Origin of the sequence: Dinoroseobacter shibae DFL 12 = DSM 16493, from assembly GCF_000018145.1 — a bacterium.
GTDB classification, from domain to species: domain Bacteria; phylum Pseudomonadota; class Alphaproteobacteria; order Rhodobacterales; family Rhodobacteraceae; genus Dinoroseobacter; species Dinoroseobacter shibae.
In genome coordinates this window covers 546,668-564,807 of record NC_009952.1, presented here as the reverse complement: position 1 = coordinate 564,807, position 18,140 = coordinate 546,668, and the positions used below count along the sequence as shown (strand labels likewise).

Here is an 18,140-nt window from a genome sequence, read left to right as displayed (position 1 = left end):
GCCAGTTTCGGGAGACTGCCATGTTAGATGCAAAAGAGATCCGGGAGGCGCGCACCCACAAGGCCGGGCGCGCGCGCGACATAGCCCAGGCGCTCGGGCTGCCGGAGGCCGCGCTGGTCGCGGCGCAGGTCGGGCATGATGCCGTGGCGCTGCGCCCGCATCCAAACGACCTGATCCCGGCCCTCGGGGCCCTCGGCCCGATGATGGCGCTCACGCGCAACGACGCCTGCGTCATCGAAAAGGATGGGGAATATACCGACTACCACGGGGGCGATCACGCGACGATGACCCTCAACGAGGGGATCGATTTGCGGATGTTTCCGCGCCACTGGGTGCATGCCTTCGCGGTCTCCGAGCAGGTCAAGAGCGGTCTGCGCCACAGCGTGCAGGTGTTCGACGCCGCAGGCGATGCGGTGCACAAGGCCTATCTGCGCGACGGCGCGGACATGGCGGCCTGGACACGGCTGCAATCGGACCTCGCCCTGCCCGCGCAAACCGACACCTTGGCCCTGAAGGATCGGGAGCCGCCCGAGGGCGCGCGGATCAATCTCGACAAGCGCGACATCCTGCTCAAGGAGTGGGCACGGCTCACCGACACTCACCAATTCCTGCGCCTCTGCGCCAAGCTGAAAATGAACCGGTTGGGCGCCTATCGGATTGCGGAACCCCCCTTCGTGCGGCCGCTTGCGCCTTCGGCAGTGGACACGATGTTGCGCGCGATACAGGTTGCGGGATTCGAGATCATGCTGTTCGTCGGCAATCGCGGCTGCATCGAAATCCACACCGGCCCCCTTCGGCGGATAGAGCCGATGGGCCCCTGGGTGAACGTGCTGGACCCGGACTTCAACCTCCATCTGCGCGGCGACAAGGTCGCGGAGGTCTGGCAGGTCGAAAAGCCGACACAACGCGGCCCGGCTGTCTCGGTCGAGGCGTTCGACGCCGACGGTGTCCTGATCCTTCAGGCGTTCGGCGTTCCGAAGGAAGGCAAGGATACCCGCACCGCGTTCACCGAGATCGTCAACGGCTTGCCGACACAGGAGACCACGGCATGATGTTTCGACTTGCCCTGATCCTGTTTCTCGTGACCGGTCCGGTGCTTGCCTCGGACCGGGTTCTGGCCATCGGCGGGGCGATCACGGAGATTGTCTATGCCTTGGGCGAAGACGCGCGGCTTGTGGGCCGGGACACCACGTCGGTCTTCCCCCCCGAGGCCGAAGCGTTGCCGGATGTCGGTTACATGCGCGCATTGTCGCCGGAGGGCGTGCTGAGCCTCGCGCCGGATCTGATCATCGCCGACGAGGGCGCCGGCCCTGCCGAGGCGCTCGATGTTCTGACCTCCGCGAGGGTTCCGATCGTCATGGTCCCGAACCAGCCCGATGCAGAGGGCCTGGTGAGCAAGATCATGACCATCAGCGACGCGCTTGGCGTCCCGGAGCGGGGGGCGGAGCTTGCCGAGGCTGTCAAGAGCGACCTGGAGAAGGCGCGCGCCCGCGTTGCGGAACTTTCCGACGGGGATGATCCCAAGCGCGTGCTGTTCATCCTGTCGACCCAAGGGGGGCGGATCCTCGCATCGGGCACAGACACCGCCGCAGCGGCGATGATCACCCTGGCCGGCGGCGTCAATGCCAATACCGGTTTCGAAGGCTACAAGCCCCTGAACGACGAGGCCGTTACCGCACTGGCACCCGACCTGATCCTGATGATGGACCGGGGCGGAGATCACGATGTTGCGGTGGACGAACTTCTGGCCATGCCCGCGCTGGCCAGCACACCGGCCGCGCAGAACCGTGCGGTGGTCCGGATGGATGGCCTGTTCCTGCTCGGGTTCGGCCCACGAACAGCACAGGCGGTCCGCGACTTGTCCCTTGCGCTCTATGGCAACTGATCTGAGCCATCAGGCCGGAACCGCCGCGGGCGCCGAGGGGGGGCGGTATGCCCGCGCGATGCGACTGCATCTGTGGCTCTGGATATTTCTGCTTGCCGTATCTGCGTTCTCTTTGGGGATCGGGGCGGCGGGGGCACAGGTGCGTGCCGCGGTCGCAGACTGGATCCGCACCGGCACACTGGATGCGGGGGCGCAGGTGATCCTGTTCGACATCCGCCTGCCGCGACTGGCACTCGGGTTGCTGGTCGGCGCCGCCCTTGCGGTGGCGGGGGCCGTGATGCAGGGACTGTTCCGCAACCCGCTGGCCGATCCCGGCATCGTTGGGGTCAGCGCCGGCGCCGGTCTGGGCGCGATTCTGGCGATCGTGCTCGGTGCGGCCCTTCCGGCCTTTTTCATCGATGCCTTGGGCAATTACCTGATCCCGCTGGCGGCCTTCGCCGGGGGCTGGGGCAGCACGATCCTGCTTTACAAGGTTTCGACCAGGCGCGGGCGGACGTCGGTCGCGACCATGCTCCTGGCCGGGATCGCCCTGGCCGCCTTGACCGGGGCGCTGTCCGGGATCCTGGTCTACATCGCCGATGACAGGCAGTTGCGGGATTTGACCTTCTGGGGGCTGGGCTCCCTGGCCGGGGCGACTTGGACCAAGGTGCTGATCGCGGGCCCCTTGATCGCGGTGGCGTTCCTGTCGGCGCCCTTGCTGGCACGGGGATTGAACGGAATGGCCTTGGGCGAGGCCGCGGCGGCCCATATGGGCGTGGCGCTGGAACGGCTCAAAACCGGCGCCATCCTGATCGTGGCCAGCGCCACGGGCGCGGCTGTCGCGGTGTCGGGCGGCATCGGGTTCGTGGGCATCGTGGTGCCCCATCTGTTGCGCATCGCAGTCGGACCGGATCACCGGACGCTGTTGCCGAATGCGGCGCTCTTGGGCGCGAGCCTTCTGGTGCTGGCCGACTGCATCAGCCGAACCATCATCGCACCTGCGGAATTGCCCATTGGCATCGTCACCGCGGTTCTGGGCGCGCCGGTATTCTTGTGGATCCTGCTGCGCGCGCGGGGGGTCGTGGACCTGTGAGCCTGCATGCGCGAAATATCACCGTCAGGCTGGGTCGCCGGGATGTCCTGTCGGGCGTCGATTTCACCGCGCAACCCGGGGCGCTGACGGCGATCGTCGGGCCCAACGGCTCGGGCAAGACCACCCTGCTGCGCGCGCTGGTGGGCGAGATCGGCGCTTCGGGCGACGTGCGCCTGAACGGACTGCAGACCGCGTCGGCCAAACCCTGGGCGCTGGCGGCGATGCGCGGGGTGCTGCCGCAGGCGGCCTCGCTCGCCTTTCCCTTCACCGTTATCGAAGTGATTACCATGGGGCTGGAGGCGGGGCGTCATGCGGCGCGGCGTACCCTGCCCTTGCAGGCCCTGCAAAAGGTCGGCCTGAGCGGGTACGAAGACCGCTACTACCAGGAACTTTCGGGCGGCGAGCAGCAGCGGGTCCAACTGGCCCGCGTGCTCTGCCAAGTTTGGGAGCCGGTCTCGGCCGAGGGCCCGTGCTGGCTTTTTCTGGACGAGCCTGTGTCGAGCCTCGATATCGGGCATCAGCTCGGTATCATGCGGATTGCGGCGGACTACGCGGCGCGCGGCGGCGGCGTGATCGCCGTGATGCATGACCTGAACCTGACGGCGATGTTCGCCGATCAGGTCGCCCTTCTCAAAGGCGGCGCGATCCGGGCCGTCGGCACCCCGCGACAGGTGCTGACCGACACCAACCTGTCCGAAGCCTATGACTGCGCGGTGCGGGTCAACACGCCCCCCGCGGCCGATCATACATTCATCCTGCCGCACGCCGCGCAAATGTAGCCCCACAATGGGTGGGGCCACGCGCCGCAACGCCCGCCCCCTGGCTCAGAAGGTCCAGGTCAGGAACACGTCAACCGACCGCTTCTGTCCCTCGATCTGGTCGATCGGATCATAGGTCGTGTTCAACAGGTTGTTCAGCGCAACCGTCAGCGACGCGTTCTCGCTGATGTTGACGAAGGCATCGACCTCCAGCAAGCCGAACCCGTCGCCGGACCGCACCACTGCGCCGGTCTCGTCCCGCAAGGTGGCAGAGGTTTCACCCCGCACATGCGCGTCCAGCACCCCGGTCATCCCGAACCAGTCAAAATCGTATTTCACACCGACGCGACCGAACAGTTCGGGCGTGCCTGAATCCTTGGTCTTGAACCCGTTGCCGAAATCGAATTCCCGCCGCACATAGGTCAGCGAGGCGTAGGGCGACCAATTGCTTGCCCCAATCCGGGTTTCGGCCAGAACCTCAAGCCCGAAGGCCTCGGCTGCAGCGATGTTGGTATAGCTCAGCGTGCCGCCACCTGCCCCTGTCAACTCGATGTAGTCGGAGCTGTCGGTATAGAAGAACGTGGCATCGATGGTTGCGCCCGCCCCGTCATAGCGCGCGCCCAGCTCCAGCGTGGTGGCAGTCTCCGGCTCCAGATCGGGATTGCCGATGACCGTTTGGCCGCCTGCGGAAGTTTCGAGGAAAAGCTGGCCCAGCGACGGATAACTGTAGCCTTGCGAGATATTCAGGCGCAGCGCCGTCTCGGGATTCGGGGTCCAGACCAGTCCGGCGGAGCCGAGAAACCTGTCGTCGTCATTGGACCGCGGGGCACTGCGCGTGCTGCGGATAAGCTCTGCATCCACCGCGTAATACCGCCCGCCCAGAAAGCCCGTGACCGTGTCGGAGAGATCGAATTCCTGCAAGGCGTAGAGGGAAGTGGTCTTGATGCTCGCATCTTCCTCGCGGCTATCGACACTCACAACCGGCGGTCCCGGCGGGCCGGGAGGCGGGTTTGCCGTGACAATCGAACTGCGCGCGGTGTCGAGACGGTCGTCTTCATACTCGAACCCGACAAAGCTGCGCCCGATGTCGAAAATCGACAACTCGGCTGTCACATTCAGCCCCCAGGTCCTGCCCTCGTCATCGCTCAGGCCCTGAATGTTCGTCGGCGCATTCGGCACGAACGGCGGCACACCAGTATTCACATCGTTTTCGAAAACCCGGTCGACGGTCTGATAATAGACATCCGCGTTCAGCTTCGGCATCCAGGGCGCGAGGTCCGTCCCTTCATAGAAAGCCGAGTATTTCGTGAGATCCCGATTGGGCAAGGTGATCGTGAAATCGGGATCGTCGGTGAAGACATCCGCCGATTGATCGTAACGCTGGGCTTTGAACATCACGTATTGGTTCGGATCGATCTGGTATCCCAGGTGCACGGCGAGGCTGTCACTGGCACTTTCCGAAGGCACCAGCGTGCGATCGGGCGTCTCGCGGTCCCCGAAATCGGCCGTTCCGGCCGTAATCCGGTAATCGAAGGCCCCGATGGTGCCCCCGACCGAGCCACTGGCGCGGTAGCCATCCGAGCCGCCGAAATAGCCCGCGCCGAACGTGACCTCTGCCGCGGTGTCGGGCGCGCCGCGTTTGGTCACGATGTTGACCACCCCGCCAATGGCGCGCGAGCCCGAGACCACCGACGACGCCCCCCGGATCACCTCGATCCGCTCGATGTTGAGCGGATCCACCAGCACAGGCTGCCCATAGGTCGTGTGGTCGGTCAGGGCTTGCCCATCGACCTTGATCAGAACCCGGCGCTCCGCCTCGCCCCGGATCTGAATACGCTGGATGCCCTGTTCGCCGATGATGACGCCCGGGACGCTTTCGAGGTAACTGCCGATCTTCTCAGGCGCGATGCGGCGCAACTGACCGTCATCGATCACGGTCACACTGGATGGGCTTTCGAAGACAGAGGTCGGCAAACCGGTGCCCAGGACGGTGATGGCTTCCAGGGCTGTGGCGTCCTGCGCGGCGCTGATCCGCGCAGATAGCCCAGTGGCGGTTACGAGAACAGTCGTGATGGTAAGTGCCTGTTTTAGCATGATCAGGTCCTTTGGAGTATTCGGAGCGGACTGCTGCTGGGCGCGAAACCTTGCTGAGCCTGAGGATTAAGAATCAGGGCATGGGGCGCCCGACCTTCGCGCCAAGCCAACGCTGGCGGTCACGTCGTGCGCGCCTGTGTGCGAAGCTCGCCTGCCACCCATGGGCGCGATGAACTCGAATTTGCAGATCATGGTCATTCTCGCGCCGCCTTTCGTTGGCCTTGGCCCTGCGGGTCAAAACATCCATGCGTGGCGAGACGCGCACCCTGGCCAAGGTCGGCAGGTACGGCATCATTGCTGCGATTGACATTTCCGATAAAAACAGTAAGAAATCAGCTTAGCAAGTGTTAACGCAGACTTTCCGGAGCGCACCGCACAGCGGGGTCACAAGGTCCTGCACTGTGACGCCCCACACCACCACGCAAGCCCTGACCCGTCCTGGATGCGGTCACCGCCAGCATATCGCACACACCTTTTCGAGGGTTGCATGATGGCGCGAATACCTCCCTTCCCGACGTGGGTCGCATGGCTCACAGCTCACCCCACCATCGCACGATGGGTTCTGGCAGCCCCGGTTGCGATATGCTCCACGTTGTTTGTCATGCTCATGCTTCCGCAGGTGTTTCCACCCGGAATGAATGGCGGGGCATTTCTGCTCTTACCCTTCGCATTGGTTTTCATGCTCTGGGCGGCCGTTTCGGTCGTACCGGCGATCGCAGGGCCAATGGGCCTGAGCATTGGGGTCGTGTTGGGATTGGCGTTGGTCGAAATGGCCTTCCTCGTCAGCGTTTTTCAGTGACGCCTGCAAAGCACGCCCCGGACCCGCTCGCCGCTCAAGGCCCTCAACCACACTGCCGAAAGACATTCGCATGATCGATCTCGCCTCGCTTGCCCTGCTCGACCTCAGCGCGCTTCAGAGCTTCATGGCGCAGGGGGGGCCGGCCATCTGGGTCATTGCTGGCCTGTCGGTCATCACGCTGACCGTCATACTCTGGAAGCTGTGGCGTTTCGCTCGGATCGGGGCGTGGTCTGGACAGCGCGCCGACCGCGCCGTGCAGCATTGGGTAAAGGGCGACATGGGTGCTGCGCACCGGGCTTTGAGCGGGCAACAGGGGGTGCGGGCCAGACTGGTGGCGCGCGCCCTTGCGGCCCTGGACGATCCTGGCCTGTCTTTCGAGGGCGCAAAGGAGGAAACCTACCGCATCGCCCAGCGCGAGCTTGCGCAGTCACGCGCCGGGCTGCGGGTTCTGGAGTTGATCGCGACGATCGCACCGCTCATCGGCTTGCTGGGTACGGTGCTGGGAATGATCGCCGCATTTCAGGCCTTGCAAGACGCAGGCGCGCGCGCAGACCCCGGCACGCTGGCCGGTGGCATTTGGGAGGCGCTGCTGACGACGGCGGCGGGCATGGCTGTCGCCATCCCTGCCTCGATGGCGCTGAGTTATTTCGAAAGTGTCGTGGACCGGATCAGGCAAGATATGGAGGATCTCGCGACCCGGATCTTCATTCGCGCCGAAACCCGGGAGCTGACACCGAAACCGCTCCAGCGGGCCGCCGAGTGACCAGCTTTCGCCTCGATCCCACCCGGCCGCGTCGGCGGCCGAGCCTGACACCGATGATCGACGTGGTTTTCCTGCTGCTCGTGTTTTTCATGCTGGCGGCACGGTTCGGCTCGGACACGGGCCTGTCGCTGACACTGGCCGGCGGCAACAGCGGGGCGTATTCCGGCCCACCACGGGTGATTGACGTGCTGCCGGAGGGACAGCGTCTGAACGGTGTGGCACTGGACGAGGACGCCCTCCGCGCCACGCTTGCCGACCTGACCGCATCACCAGACGACCTGATCATCCTGCGGAGCCGGGACGACGCGGTTCTGCAACGGCTGGTCGATCTGGTCGCGACACTGGAAGCCGCGGGATACACACGCTTCGCAATCCTGGAGTAGTCCCGTGCGCATTCCACCGCCCCCGAAACCTCTGCGCAACGAGAGCATCATCCCGATGATCAACGTGGTGTTCCTGCTGCTGATCTTTTTTCTGATCACCGCCGAGATCCGCCCCGCGGATCCGATCGAGGTCGTGTTGCCCAGCACCGAAGACCAGGAGTTGGCATCCGAAACGCCGGTGCGGCTGTTTCTTTCGGCCGATGGCCTGATTGCCTTCGACGCGTTCACCGGCGAAACCGCGCTGGCCGCAGCCCTGGAAGAATATGGGCCCGAGCCGGGCGTTCCCTTGCAGATCCGCGCCGATTACCGGGTCCCGGGCACCGCGCTTGCAGCTTTGCTGCGCCGTCTGGCCGAGGCCGGGATTCGCGACGTCGAGTTGACCACGGCGCCGTCGTGACCATGGTGCGTCAGCTCGAACTGCCCGCGTTTGTGATGCTCGCAACCGTCCTGCATTTGGGCTTGTTTCTGACGCTGCCCGAGGGCGCGGCCGGAGATGCCGGCGCAGGCGGCGATGTCGCGATCAGCCTGACCGCCATATCGGGAGACCTCGACGCACTCGTCGAGGCGTTCGAGACACCGCCCGAAGCTTTGACCCGCGCACCGCAGATGGACCCGACGCCACTGGCCCCGGATCAGCCGCCCGAGGCCATCAGCCCCGCCACGCCCGCAGCGCCCCCGCCCGAGCCGCCGCGGACCCTGAGCGCCCCATCCGAGACGCCACCCCTGCGCCTCGATACGGCGCCTCCCACCCCAGCGGACCTGCCTCGGCCGGACGCGCTTGCGGATCTTCCACCGCCCGCCCTGCCGTCACTGGATATGCCGCAGGCAATACCGACGCCCAGGGTGGCAGAGCCGGACCCTGCACCCGCACCTGCGCCGCCTGCAGCGCAGATGCCTCCCCCCGACCCTGCCACACCGCCGCCCCCGCCTGCGCCGCCTGCCCCGCCGGAGCCCGCGGTCGCGCAAGCCCAGCTGCCCGAGGCCGCCAAGTCACCGCCCGCGCCACGGCCAGAGCGCGCACAAGCGCCAAAAGCAGAAACAGCGGCTGCGCCGCAACCCGCCGCGCCGCCGCAGAAAGCCCAAAGGGCGAAAGGTGACGGCGATGCGGCAGCGGCCGGTCGCGGAACGCAGACCGACATATCCAGCCTCAGCCCCGGTGTCCGCGAGCGCCTCATGACACGCTGGGGCAGTCAGATCCGGGCCCGAGTCGAACGGCGCAAACCCTCGGGAACACGAGACCGCGGCACGGCCGTCGTTCGATTGGTGGTGTCGACCGAAGGTCAGCTGGTTGCCGTCAGTCTGGCGCAAAGTTCAGGCGTGGCCGCGATAGACGCCGCCGCGATCAGCGCGGTCCAGCGCGCAGGCAGGTTCCCCAAGGCGCCCAGGGACCTCGATGGCACGCAACATGCCTTCACCTTGCCCATTCGGTTCGGAAGGTAGCAGGGCCGCCGGTCCAGGCGCGCGGCCCCAAGCGCCGGGAACACCGGCGCGCTCAGACCGAGATCAGATGATTGTCCCAGCGCAGCGCCGTTTGGGCCGTGCGCACGGGCGCTCGGTTGGCAAGCGCCACCAACTGCCCGACCCCCGAGGTGGCCAGAAAACCTGTGCCCGCCTTGACCACACCACAGACATCCGTCAGCTCATACGCCTCCAGAAACGTGAGGCTCCGCGCGTCATGGCATTGCAGGGTGTTGCCCCGCGGCGAGGTCACGGCGATCGTTGCCCCGTCCCGCGAGATAGCGATGCTGCCCACATAGCCGGCAAGCGCTCGCATTTCAGGCGCGGGGGCATGCACCAGGCGCGGCTCCGATCCCCGACGATGCAGACCGGCGAGTGCGGCGACCGGACCATCACCCTGCCATTGCATGCCAAACGCCACCGCGCCGTCAGGGGCTACGGCAAGATGGCGGATGGAATTCCGGTGCAGTTCCGGGGGAAGCTCTGCGATCTCGATAATCCGGCCCTGATCGAGATATGCAAGGTTGGGCCGCATGGTCGGGATATTGAGCTTGGCGCGGCCGCTGTCGGGGTGGGTATCGATCCCGCCATTGGCAACAATAAGCGTATCGGTGCCCGGCAAACGCTCAATATCATGGGGGCCGATACCGCCGCTGTCCCATTCGCCCAGGCGGATGTAACCTCTTGTCACGTCCCAGAGCCCGACACGCCCGCGCCCGGCCTCGTAGTCATTCTCGGTCGTATAGAGCAAGCTGCCATCGGCACTGAAGGTCCCGTGACCATAGAAATGCCGCCCCTCGGGGGTCTGTAGCATCGCCTTCTGCGCGCCGGAAACACAGTCGAGAACCAATGCGAACCGACCCGGACGGCGGGCAAAGGCAACGGCTTCCGGGCGGCTCGGATGTGCCGCTGCCGCGTGGCCGCGGGCGGGCAAGGGCACCTCGAACCGGACCCGCAACGCCGCATCGATCCCACACAGCACATAGCGGCCATCGGAGGTGACTGCCGCAGAAAGAAATGCCGGGGACCCCGCATCGGCCCATGTCAGCGCAGGTGTCAGACCCGCCGAAAGCAGGCCGCCCAGAAAGGCACGTCTCCCAGACAAACCACCGGCCATGTCAGTCCCCGTCCAGGGCGTTGAACCCGGCGTAGACCCCGATCTTCGGGCCAAGTCGGTCAGACACCGTGCTACGGATTTCGTTGACCGATTGCTGGATCACTTCGACTTTGAGGCGCGTTTGCGGCGCCGTCACACTGGCAAAGATGGGATCATCCAGCGCCTTCAGCCGCGACTGTGCACGGGCGAACTGGTCCCCAAGCCGCTCTCTCAAAGCGGCGTTGCCGGTGGCAAGACGCAGCGCCAGATCCTCGACCGACGCAAGACTGATGGCCACATGGCGCGCCGACCGACCGGACCGGCGCGCCTCGGCCCGCATCGGGCGGGGGCGCTCGAACGTACCGAGGGGGCGCCCGAGGCGGGTGTCGGCGGTGAATTGCAGGCCCGTGGTCACCGCTTTGAACATCTCCTGCAAGGCTTCCTGTTCGGTGCGATACACCCCATCGGCTCGCGGGGTGCGCAACAGGTCTGCGTACCGGGTTTCCCAATCTGCCAGAATTGCGGCGGCGGTTGCGGCAATATCGGCCGTTATCGTCCGAACGAGAGTGCATCGAAAATCGGCATTGCCGACGGTGCTCAGCCCGGGGTCATAGAGCAGGAATTCCAGTGCGTAGAACCCCCGCGCAGCGATCGAGACGTCGGAATAGGTCTCGCCCCCCTGCGCGACCGGATCCTCCGTGGCGATCAGATCGCTCAGCACGCGCGGGGTTGCGCCGCGACTGTCGGGCCAGAATGCCAGGGCAAAGGCGCGGTCGTCCACTTCGGTCGGGCCGAAGCGCAGATGGCTGGCCGCGATCCAGGCATCGAATGCCGCGCCATAGGCCGCGCGCAATTCCGGCGCGTCCGCGCGACACTCCTGCGCGGCGGCATGCGACAAGTCAGCAGATGTCTCTGACAGCATCGCGAAGCGTGGTAGGATATGGTCGCTGACAATTCCGTCGATATCCGGGGCATTATCGTCCGCAAACGCCAGAACCGGGGCACAAGTCAGAAGGAAAGTCACAAGGAGATGCTTCATAGGCTTTCCAAAAACGCGATAAGAGCCTCGCGGTCTTCGGTAGACATAGCCACGACCGCATCGCGATGGGGTTGCGCCTCCCCCCCGTGCCACAGGACGGCCTCCAGCAGGGACCGCGCGCGTCCGTCATGCAGGAAATAGGTATGGCCGCTGACCGTCTCGGTCAGACCGATCCCCCAGAGCGGCGGCGTGCGCCATTCGCGCCCCGTGGCACGGGCCTCGGGGCGGTTGTCCGCCAGCCCCGGCCCCATGTCGTGCAGCAACATGTCCGTATAGGGCCAGATCAACTGGAAGCTCTGCTCGGGCCGGTCAGCCAGCCGGTGTGTCACGAAACTGGGTGTGTGACAGGAAACGCAACCGGTGTTGTAAAACACCTCCTTGCCGCGCAGCACCTCGGGGGTGTCCACGTTGCGCCGGGCCGGAACGCCGAGGTTGCGGCTGTAGAAAGCGACAAGATCCATCCCCAAGGCATCGATTTCCGTCCCCCGCGCATCGCCATCGCCGTGAACGGCGGTTTGGCACGCGGCCTGGGCGGGCGTGCATTCCCCGGCGCCAGCCGGAAAGAGCGGATTGGAGATGCCAATATCACCTGCAAAGGCACCCGCCGATTGCTGCATGACGGTGGGATTGCCCGCCTTGAGCCCAAAACGCCCGAGCATGGGCTGGTCATATTCGAACGACCAGACGATGTTGGGGCGCCCGGAAATACCGTCGCCGTCCAGATCCTCGGGATCCGCACGGGCCAGGATATCGGCCGCTGGGATCGCCTCCAGCAGGCCCAGACCGATCATCTGCGGGGCGACGCGGGGCGACAGCATCGCCTCCGGATGCAGCGGGCCATAACCCAGGTTGGCCGCGGTGTAGGTCGGGTGGCGCAACGACACCTCGGTGCCGTCCGCGAGCACGACGATGTCCTCAGTATAACGCACGTCCAGCCGGTATTCCGCCGCGTGGCCCTGGACCGCGAAATCCTGCAACTGGGTGCCGTAGGTCGGGTCCGGCAGGGTCGCGATATACCCTTGGATCTCGGGTATCCCCGCATCCACAGGCCCGGGAATCGACACCCGCAGAAACATCGAGATTGCATTATCGTCGGCGTTCTCCGGCGGATGGCCACGCCCGTCCTTGATGTGGCAGCGCTGGCATGAGCGCGCATTGAAGATCGGGCCCAACCCGTCAGACGCGAGCGTGGAGGCGGGCGACGAAACCCACAGCTTCCGGAACAGCCCATTGCCCAGCTTGAAGGTCATTTCATCTTCGAAGCTGATATTGCCGGAAGGCAGCGAGAAGGCGTTCGGGTTGTCCAGCGCCCGCACCGTAGCCGCCCCGGCGGAGCGCTCCTCGAACTTCGCCGCGGCGCTGAAATCCTCGGTCAGCGCCGTGACAGCCGCGATCCGCGCCGCCTCCTCCGCGGTTCTGGGCACGACGTTCAAATGGGGATCACCGAGACTGGCGAAGGGGCTGTCGGCCCATGCGGCGGGCACGGCAGCAAAGATATACAGGAGCGCAGGGATGTGGCGGGTGAGCATGGCGGCAACTCGGCGCGGTATGGAGGGAAAAGGCAGGCCTCCGCAGAGGCCTGCCGTGAGCTTGATGCGGCGCGCGCGCAAGGCCGCACGGACCGCGCGTGGATCACTCGAACACAGCGCTCGGGTTGTCGAGGCTGTCGGAGCCTTCGATCTCGATCCCTTCGGCATTCAACACGGCGATGACCCGCTCGATCGACCTTGTCTGATCCACGAGTCCGTTCACCCCGCCCATGATCAACGCCTCGCCCGCGGCATTGCCTTGCTCCAGCATCTGGTCATAGGCAAACCCGGCTTCGGCGGCGGTCTTGATCCGTCCCAATTGCATCACGGCCATGGCCAGCTTGCCCTGCATCTCGGCATCGAGTGCCGGATCGGCCGCCACCACCAGATCGGACAGGGCCGGCCCCGAGACCAGCGTGCCATCGACGCGGACATACTCTCCGAGATAGACGTTCTGGATGCCGATGCCGTTATAGAAGTGATCGTTATGGGTATTGTCGGCAAAGCAGGAATGTTCCTCTTCGGGATCGTTCAGCATGACGCCAAGCCGCATCCGCTCCCCCGCCGTTTCGCCATATGAAAGCGACCCCATGCCCGTCAAGATCGCGGCGATCCCGGCCTCCGCATCGGCGGTCAGTTCAGCCCGCGCGGCCCCGTCATCGGCCCATTGTGCCACCATCCATTCCAGATCGGATACCAGAAGGTCGGTCGCCGCCTTCAGGAACGCCCCGCGTCGGTCGCAGTTGCCATTGGTGCAATCGTCCCCCGGAGCATAATCGGTCCAGGGCCGGTCGCCTGGCCCGGCACCGTGACCGTTCAGATCCTGTCCCCAGAGCAGGAATTCGATGGCGTGATACCCGGTGGCCACGTTTGCCTCGACCCCGTCCGCCTCGTGCAGCGTTTCTTCCAGAAGAGCCGGCGTGATCTCGGTCGCGTCAACCTCCGCGCCCGACAGCGTGAAAGTCGGGCTTGCAATCACATTGAGGGAGGCAAACGCGTTCTCGTCGGTCGGCCCGCCGTAAGAGGCGTCCACATAGTCGATCAGCCCCTCATCCAGCGGCCAGGCGTTCACCTTGCCTTCCCAATCATCGACGATGGCGTTTCCGAACCGGTAAACCTCGGACTGTTGATAGGGGACGCGCGCAGCAAGCCACGCCGCACGCGCAGCGGTCAGAGCCTCGGCAGAAGGCGTCGAAACGAGGGCGTCGACCGCCGCTTGCAGTCGCTGTGCAGTGATCAGGCTGTCTTCGTACTTGGCCACGGCCATGTCCGCGTAGTGATCCAGAACCTCTGCGGGTTCTGTGGCGAAGGCAGGCGTCGCAAGCACCAGCGCGAGCGCTGTGGAAAGGTGGGGCAGTCGTGTCATCGGGGCTGTTCCTGTATGTGGAGAGATCGTGAAATCGAAAAAAGGGCTGTTGCGCGCCCTAAGGCGCCGGATCAAAAGTCACATTCGAATTGTCGGATCTGTAGCGATCGGCGATCCATTCCGCAGACGTCTCGTCCGTCTCGGCAGAAGCCATGAGCGCCTCCAGCGGATCGGTGTCTGCAAGACGTCGTGCCTGCGCGGTGGATGATTGGCTTGTATTTGGGTGCAACTTCCAGGCCCTGTTTTGTGTCATGCGTCGGGCTTCCCCGACCAAGGGACGGAGTGGCTGGAACTGACGGAAAGTTGAGTTAATCAGTCGGAAAAGTCAACCCGACTGGTTTTGTCAAGAACTCGTCGGGCCGTTTTGTCGCGACTTGCTCGTTCAGGGCAAATCGCTGCACGCGCGTGACTTGGCGCCGGCGAGTTGGTTCGATCTTGCTCTAACCTCAGGTGCCATGTCGGCGTGACCGGATTGGGAGCCATTTCAGACAAGTGTGAACTGCGAAGTGAAACAGGGAAGGACTGCTCGAACAGTCCACAACCCAGGCCTGCAAATCGAAGGGGATCGAACAACCGGCGTGGGGATTGATCAGGGCTTCCTTCGTCCGGTGGCAGAGTATCTCCCACCGCGCCCTCATGCCCGCCGGCGCAGTAGCCAGACAAAGAACGCGCCTCCGATCAGACCGGTGACGATTCCAATGGGTATGTCCTCAGGCGCCATTACGGTGCGGGCCGCGATGTCGGCCCAAACAAGAAAGATCGCGCCGACGAGCGCGGAAGCTGGCAGCACGCGGGCGTAATCGCCACCGACCAGCATCCGGACGATATGTGGGATCATCAGTCCGACGAAGCCGATGATGCCCGAGAAGGCGACCATGCACCCCGTCAGCAGCGCGCCCACGACAAAAACCGACAGTCGAAAGCGGGCGATGGGTATGCCAAGGGTCGAAGCCGTCTCGTCGCCAATCGTCATGGCATTGAGCCGACTGGCATTCGCGAGAAACCAGAGCCCGCAACCGACAAGGATCACCGCCGGAAAGAGCAGCTGGTCCCACTGCGCAAGGCCGAGACCGCCAAGCATCCAGAAAACGACAGTATGGGTCGCGCGCGGGTCGCCAATGAAGATCAGGATATTCGCGCAGGACATGACGATGAAGGACACGGCCACGCCCGCCAGAACGAGTCGGTCGGCACCCGTCGCCTGCGCGAAGCTGGTCACGCCAAGGACAAGCAGCGTGGCGGCCAACGCCCCCGCAAAGGCCAAGAGCGGAACGGTCAGCAGGCCGAGGAACAGCCCGGTGTGCAACAGCGCAAGGATCGCTCCGAATGCCGCACCTGACGAAATGCCGAGCAGATGCGGGTCCGCCAGCGGGTTGCGGGTGACCGATTGCAGGCTGGCCCCGACCAGCGCCAGCCCCGCCCCTACCATTGCCGCGAGAAGCGCACGCGGAAGGCGGATCTCCCAGACGATTGCAGCCTGTCCGGTTGTCCAGTCGGGCGTCAGCAGCCCCGGCAAAATCCGATCCGCCATGATGCCCCAAACCGTGCCAAGCGGCACGGCGACCGCGCCCAAGCTGACCGCGACGGAGATCGAGAGCAGCAGCACCGCAACCCCCGCCACCGTCAGCGACGGCATCACGAAGGCCCGGCGTGCGGGCGCTCCAACCCGGGTCTCGGTCATTCTGCGCGGAACGCTTCGGCGAGCGTCCTCACTGCGCCGATGTTGCGCGGGCCGGGCGTCGCCTCGACGTATTCGAGCGTGACGAACCGGTCATTCCTGACCGCAGACAAGTCAGCGAAAGCGGGGTTTTGCATCATGAAATCGCGCTTCTGCGCCGCCGTGACGTCGCCATAGTTCACGATCACGATGACCTCGGGGTCGCGTTCCACCACCGCCTCCCAGCCGACGGTCGTCCAGCTCTTTTCGACGTCGTCCATGATGTTGGTTCCGCCCGCGGCCTGGATCAGGGCATTCGGCATGGCGTAGCGGCCGGCAGTGAAGGGCATGTCCTCGCCACTGTCATAAACGAAAACGCGGGGGGCGTTCTCCAGAGGTGTCATTTCGGCAAGGATCGCATCGAGTTCCGCGCGGTAGCCCGCCACCAGCGCCTCGGCGCGTTCCGCGACGCCGAAGATACGTCCGAGGTTCAGGAGATCGGCGTACATGTCATCCATCCGCGCGGGGGGCTTGTCCATGATATGGGTGCAGCTTTCGGTCAGCTCGTAAACCTGGATGCCAAAGGGCGCGAGTGTGTCAGGCGTCACCTCGCCGCCGACCCGCATGCCGTAGTTCCAGCCCGCGAAGTAGAAATCCGCACCCGCGCCGATGAGGACTTCCTTGGATGGGTATTTCTCGGAAAGTTCCGGCAACTCCCCAACATCCGCGCGCATGGCTTCGTCGAGCTTGTTCCAACCATTGATGCCGGTGAAGCCGACCATTCGCTCTGTCAGCCCAAGCACGAGCATCATTTCGGTCAGATTGACATCATTGGACACGGCCGCCTTGGGAGGGGCGTCGAACGTAACCTCGCGATCGCAGCTCTGGACGGTGACAGGATGCGCAAAAGCCGGGCCGGCAAACGCGAGAAGGGCGAGGGAAAGCAGGGGTCGCATGTTGGATCCTTGGGATTAGAGATGGAACGTCAGGTGAGGGTCGCCGCTGGGCGCAAGGGTCTGGCGCGAGACGCGGACACCGAAGGCGCGCGCGATCAGATCTTCGCTCAACACCTCGCCCGGCGGGCCGCAAGCCAGAGCCTGGCCGTCCGAGAGAACCAACACCTCATCTGTGTGGGTCGCGGCCAGATTGATGTCATGGAGCGAGGTGACGATGGTCGGACCCAGGGTGCCGATCAGGTCCAACACTTCCAGTTGATGGCGGATATCGAGGTGATTGGTCGGTTCGTCCAGAACAAGCAGCCGTGGCTCCTGCGCCAGTGCGCGCGCGACCATGACACGCTGACGTTCCCCGCCCGACAGTGTTCCGAACATGCGATCGGCAAAGGCCGCAAGGTCCAGCCTGGCGAGGGCGGCGCGCACGATCCGGGCATCGCTGTCCCCAGCCGAGGCCAGGCCACTGCGATGTGGTGTTCGGCCAAGGGCCACGATCTCGCGCACGGTCAACGCGAAGTCGGTGGGCTGCTCCTGCAATACTACAGCGATCGAGCGGGCCACCTCGCGGGCTGAGATCGACCAGATGTCCACTCCGTCCAGCAGCACTCTTCCGCCGGCAGGGCGGAGATAGCGATAGAGCAAACGCAGCAGTGTGGACTTGCCCGCGCCGTTCGCTCCGACGACGCCGAGTATACGGCCAGGGGCCAGCGCGAAGGAGGTCGGGTGCAGGACGGACGCGCCACGCTTCGGAGCCCAGCTCAGATCCTCGACCAGCAGAGCGGCGGCCGTCACTGGACCGGCCCCGCCTCGGCGACGATCAGTGCAGCCGGCACGCGGGCCAATGTCGTGCGCTGCAGCTTGCCCGGCCGCGTGGTCGAGGAGCACCAACCGTCGTCCAGGTCGCGATACTGCCGTGCGAAGGCAACGAGATCTTCGATGTCCTGCCCCGGCTCGATGTCACCGAACAGGTACGTCGCCTTGGCGGATGCGTGGTAAGCGACAGTGCAGGGTCTATCGCAGCCGGCCATACAGGCCACACCCGAAATCTCAAAATCGTTCGACAGGAGACCTCCGGCCGCTTTGAGCGCCGCGCGCAAGCGGTCGATCAGCTCAAGGCCAGGGCGGCAGTCGCGGCCCTTGTGTCGGCACGACGTGCAGATCGTGATCCTGTGGGAATGATATCCGGTTGCGTCCATGTCGCCCTCCGCGAATACGCGAGAGCGGACATCGGACATGCAAACCGGAGCGGAACGCGCCCGTATGAAACATCATGACCTCCTGCCCAGAC

The 18,140-nt window shown here is 65.0% G+C and carries 18 protein-coding genes; 9 read left to right on the top strand and 9 right to left on the bottom strand.

Annotated features, from left to right (window positions below; translation table 11 throughout):
* Positions 1 to 20: 20 nt before the first annotated feature.
* Genes DSHI_RS02915 through DSHI_RS02900 form a run of 4 tightly spaced genes read left to right on the top strand, consistent with a single transcriptional unit; the run spans position 21 to position 3,736 of the window.
* Positions 21 to 1,052 (top strand): hemin-degrading factor, encoded by a 1,032-nt coding sequence (locus DSHI_RS02915; protein ID WP_012177252.1) that lies wholly within the window; start codon positions 21 to 23, stop codon positions 1,050 to 1,052.
* Positions 1,049 to 1,885, top strand: coding sequence for a heme/hemin ABC transporter substrate-binding protein (locus DSHI_RS02910; protein WP_012177251.1), 837 nt, complete (start codon positions 1,049 to 1,051; stop codon positions 1,883 to 1,885). The genes DSHI_RS02915 and DSHI_RS02910 overlap by 4 nt, the downstream gene beginning before the upstream one ends.
* Complete coding sequence (locus tag DSHI_RS02905; RefSeq protein WP_012177250.1) at positions 1,875 to 2,957, top strand: FecCD family ABC transporter permease; 1,083 nt, start codon at positions 1,875 to 1,877, stop codon at positions 2,955 to 2,957. The genes DSHI_RS02910 and DSHI_RS02905 overlap by 11 nt, the downstream gene beginning before the upstream one ends.
* The gene (locus tag DSHI_RS02900; protein WP_012177249.1) at positions 2,954 to 3,736 is read left to right on the top strand and encodes a heme ABC transporter ATP-binding protein; all 783 of its coding nucleotides are present in this window, start codon (positions 2,954 to 2,956) and stop codon (positions 3,734 to 3,736) included. The genes DSHI_RS02905 and DSHI_RS02900 overlap by 4 nt, the downstream gene beginning before the upstream one ends.
* 45 nt (positions 3,737 to 3,781) lie before the next feature.
* On the opposite strand, the gene DSHI_RS02895 is transcribed toward DSHI_RS02900, so the two are convergent.
* Positions 3,782 to 5,809: a TonB-dependent receptor gene (locus DSHI_RS02895; protein ID WP_012177248.1), complete on the bottom strand. Its 2,028-nt coding sequence runs from the start codon at positions 5,807 to 5,809 to the stop codon at positions 3,782 to 3,784.
* Positions 5,810 to 6,410: 601 nt separating this feature from the next.
* On the opposite strand from DSHI_RS02895, the gene DSHI_RS22215 reads away from it, so the two are divergent.
* The 5 genes from DSHI_RS22215 (at position 6,411) to DSHI_RS21260 (ending at position 9,194) form a co-directional block, all read left to right on the top strand.
* A complete protein-coding gene (locus DSHI_RS22215) occupies positions 6,411 to 6,608 on the top strand; it encodes a hypothetical protein (protein WP_157865226.1) in 198 nt (65 codons plus the stop codon).
* A gap of 70 nt (positions 6,609 to 6,678) precedes the next feature.
* A complete protein-coding gene (locus tag DSHI_RS02885; RefSeq protein WP_012177247.1) occupies positions 6,679 to 7,371 on the top strand; it encodes a MotA/TolQ/ExbB proton channel family protein in 693 nt (230 codons plus the stop codon).
* Positions 7,368 to 7,754 carry an ExbD/TolR family protein gene (locus DSHI_RS02880; RefSeq protein WP_044027604.1) on the top strand — a complete coding sequence of 129 codons (387 nt, stop codon included), beginning with the start codon at positions 7,368 to 7,370 and terminating at the stop codon, positions 7,752 to 7,754. Before DSHI_RS02885 ends, DSHI_RS02880 begins: the two co-directional genes overlap by 4 nt.
* Positions 7,755 to 7,758: 4 nt before the next feature.
* Positions 7,759 to 8,151 carry an ExbD/TolR family protein gene (locus DSHI_RS02875; RefSeq protein WP_012177246.1) on the top strand — a complete coding sequence of 131 codons (393 nt, stop codon included), beginning with the start codon at positions 7,759 to 7,761 and terminating at the stop codon, positions 8,149 to 8,151.
* 2 nt (positions 8,152 to 8,153) lie between these two features.
* Positions 8,154 to 9,194 (top strand): energy transducer TonB family protein, encoded by a 1,041-nt coding sequence (locus tag DSHI_RS21260; RefSeq protein WP_050757788.1) that lies wholly within the window; start codon positions 8,154 to 8,156, stop codon positions 9,192 to 9,194.
* A gap of 52 nt (positions 9,195 to 9,246) precedes the next feature.
* On the opposite strand, the gene DSHI_RS02865 is transcribed toward DSHI_RS21260, so the two are convergent.
* The 8 genes from DSHI_RS02865 to DSHI_RS02830 form a co-directional block, all read right to left on the bottom strand.
* A complete protein-coding gene (locus DSHI_RS02865; RefSeq protein WP_012177244.1) occupies positions 9,247 to 10,329 on the bottom strand; it encodes a DUF1513 domain-containing protein in 1,083 nt (360 codons plus the stop codon).
* A 1-nt stretch (position 10,330) separates the two neighbouring features.
* Complete coding sequence (locus DSHI_RS02860; RefSeq protein ID WP_012177243.1) at positions 10,331 to 11,347, bottom strand: imelysin family protein; 1,017 nt, start codon at positions 11,345 to 11,347, stop codon at positions 10,331 to 10,333.
* Entirely contained in the window at positions 11,344 to 12,876 is a 1,533-nt protein-coding gene (locus DSHI_RS02855) for a di-heme oxidoreductase family protein (RefSeq protein ID WP_012177242.1), read from the bottom strand. Before DSHI_RS02855 ends, DSHI_RS02860 begins: the two co-directional genes overlap by 4 nt.
* Before the next feature lie 103 nt (positions 12,877 to 12,979).
* Positions 12,980 to 14,242 (bottom strand): imelysin family protein, encoded by a 1,263-nt coding sequence (locus DSHI_RS02850; protein ID WP_012177241.1) that lies wholly within the window; start codon positions 14,240 to 14,242, stop codon positions 12,980 to 12,982.
* A gap of 634 nt (positions 14,243 to 14,876) precedes the next feature.
* Complete coding sequence (locus tag DSHI_RS02845; protein ID WP_422703362.1) at positions 14,877 to 15,878, bottom strand: FecCD family ABC transporter permease; 1,002 nt, start codon at positions 15,876 to 15,878, stop codon at positions 14,877 to 14,879.
* Between the two features lie 41 nt (positions 15,879 to 15,919).
* A complete protein-coding gene (locus DSHI_RS02840) occupies positions 15,920 to 16,855 on the bottom strand; it encodes an ABC transporter substrate-binding protein (protein ID WP_012177239.1) in 936 nt (311 codons plus the stop codon).
* A gap of 15 nt (positions 16,856 to 16,870) precedes the next feature.
* Complete coding sequence (locus DSHI_RS02835) at positions 16,871 to 17,644, bottom strand: ABC transporter ATP-binding protein (RefSeq protein WP_012177238.1); 774 nt, start codon at positions 17,642 to 17,644, stop codon at positions 16,871 to 16,873.
* A complete protein-coding gene (locus tag DSHI_RS02830; RefSeq protein WP_012177237.1) occupies positions 17,641 to 18,048 on the bottom strand; it encodes a DUF1636 family protein in 408 nt (135 codons plus the stop codon). The genes DSHI_RS02835 and DSHI_RS02830 overlap by 4 nt, the downstream gene beginning before the upstream one ends.
* Between the last annotated feature and the right edge of the window lie 92 nt (positions 18,049 to 18,140).

Coding starts and splice junctions, on each gene's coding strand:
- DSHI_RS02845 (WP_422703362.1), bottom strand. CDS start 15,878: ATGCCGTCGCTGACGGTGGCGGGGGTTGCGGTGCTGCTGCTCTCGATC.
- DSHI_RS02830 (WP_012177237.1), bottom strand. CDS start 18,048: ATGGACGCAACCGGATATCATTCCCACAGGATCACGATCTGCACGTCG.
- DSHI_RS02910 (WP_012177251.1), top strand. CDS start 1,049: ATGATGTTTCGACTTGCCCTGATCCTGTTTCTCGTGACCGGTCCGGTG.
- DSHI_RS02915 (WP_012177252.1), top strand. CDS start 21: ATGTTAGATGCAAAAGAGATCCGGGAGGCGCGCACCCACAAGGCCGGG.
- DSHI_RS02885 (WP_012177247.1), top strand. CDS start 6,679: ATGATCGATCTCGCCTCGCTTGCCCTGCTCGACCTCAGCGCGCTTCAG.
- DSHI_RS02865 (WP_012177244.1), bottom strand. CDS start 10,329: ATGGCCGGTGGTTTGTCTGGGAGACGTGCCTTTCTGGGCGGCCTGCTT.
- DSHI_RS02905 (WP_012177250.1), top strand. CDS start 1,875: ATGGCAACTGATCTGAGCCATCAGGCCGGAACCGCCGCGGGCGCCGAG.
- DSHI_RS02840 (WP_012177239.1), bottom strand. CDS start 16,855: ATGCGACCCCTGCTTTCCCTCGCCCTTCTCGCGTTTGCCGGCCCGGCT.
- DSHI_RS22215 (WP_157865226.1), top strand. CDS start 6,411: ATGCTCATGCTTCCGCAGGTGTTTCCACCCGGAATGAATGGCGGGGCA.
- DSHI_RS21260 (WP_050757788.1), top strand. CDS start 8,154: ATGGTGCGTCAGCTCGAACTGCCCGCGTTTGTGATGCTCGCAACCGTC.
- DSHI_RS02850 (WP_012177241.1), bottom strand. CDS start 14,242: ATGACACGACTGCCCCACCTTTCCACAGCGCTCGCGCTGGTGCTTGCG.
- DSHI_RS02855 (WP_012177242.1), bottom strand. CDS start 12,876: ATGCTCACCCGCCACATCCCTGCGCTCCTGTATATCTTTGCTGCCGTG.
- DSHI_RS02895 (WP_012177248.1), bottom strand. CDS start 5,809: ATGCTAAAACAGGCACTTACCATCACGACTGTTCTCGTAACCGCCACT.
- DSHI_RS02860 (WP_012177243.1), bottom strand. CDS start 11,347: ATGAAGCATCTCCTTGTGACTTTCCTTCTGACTTGTGCCCCGGTTCTG.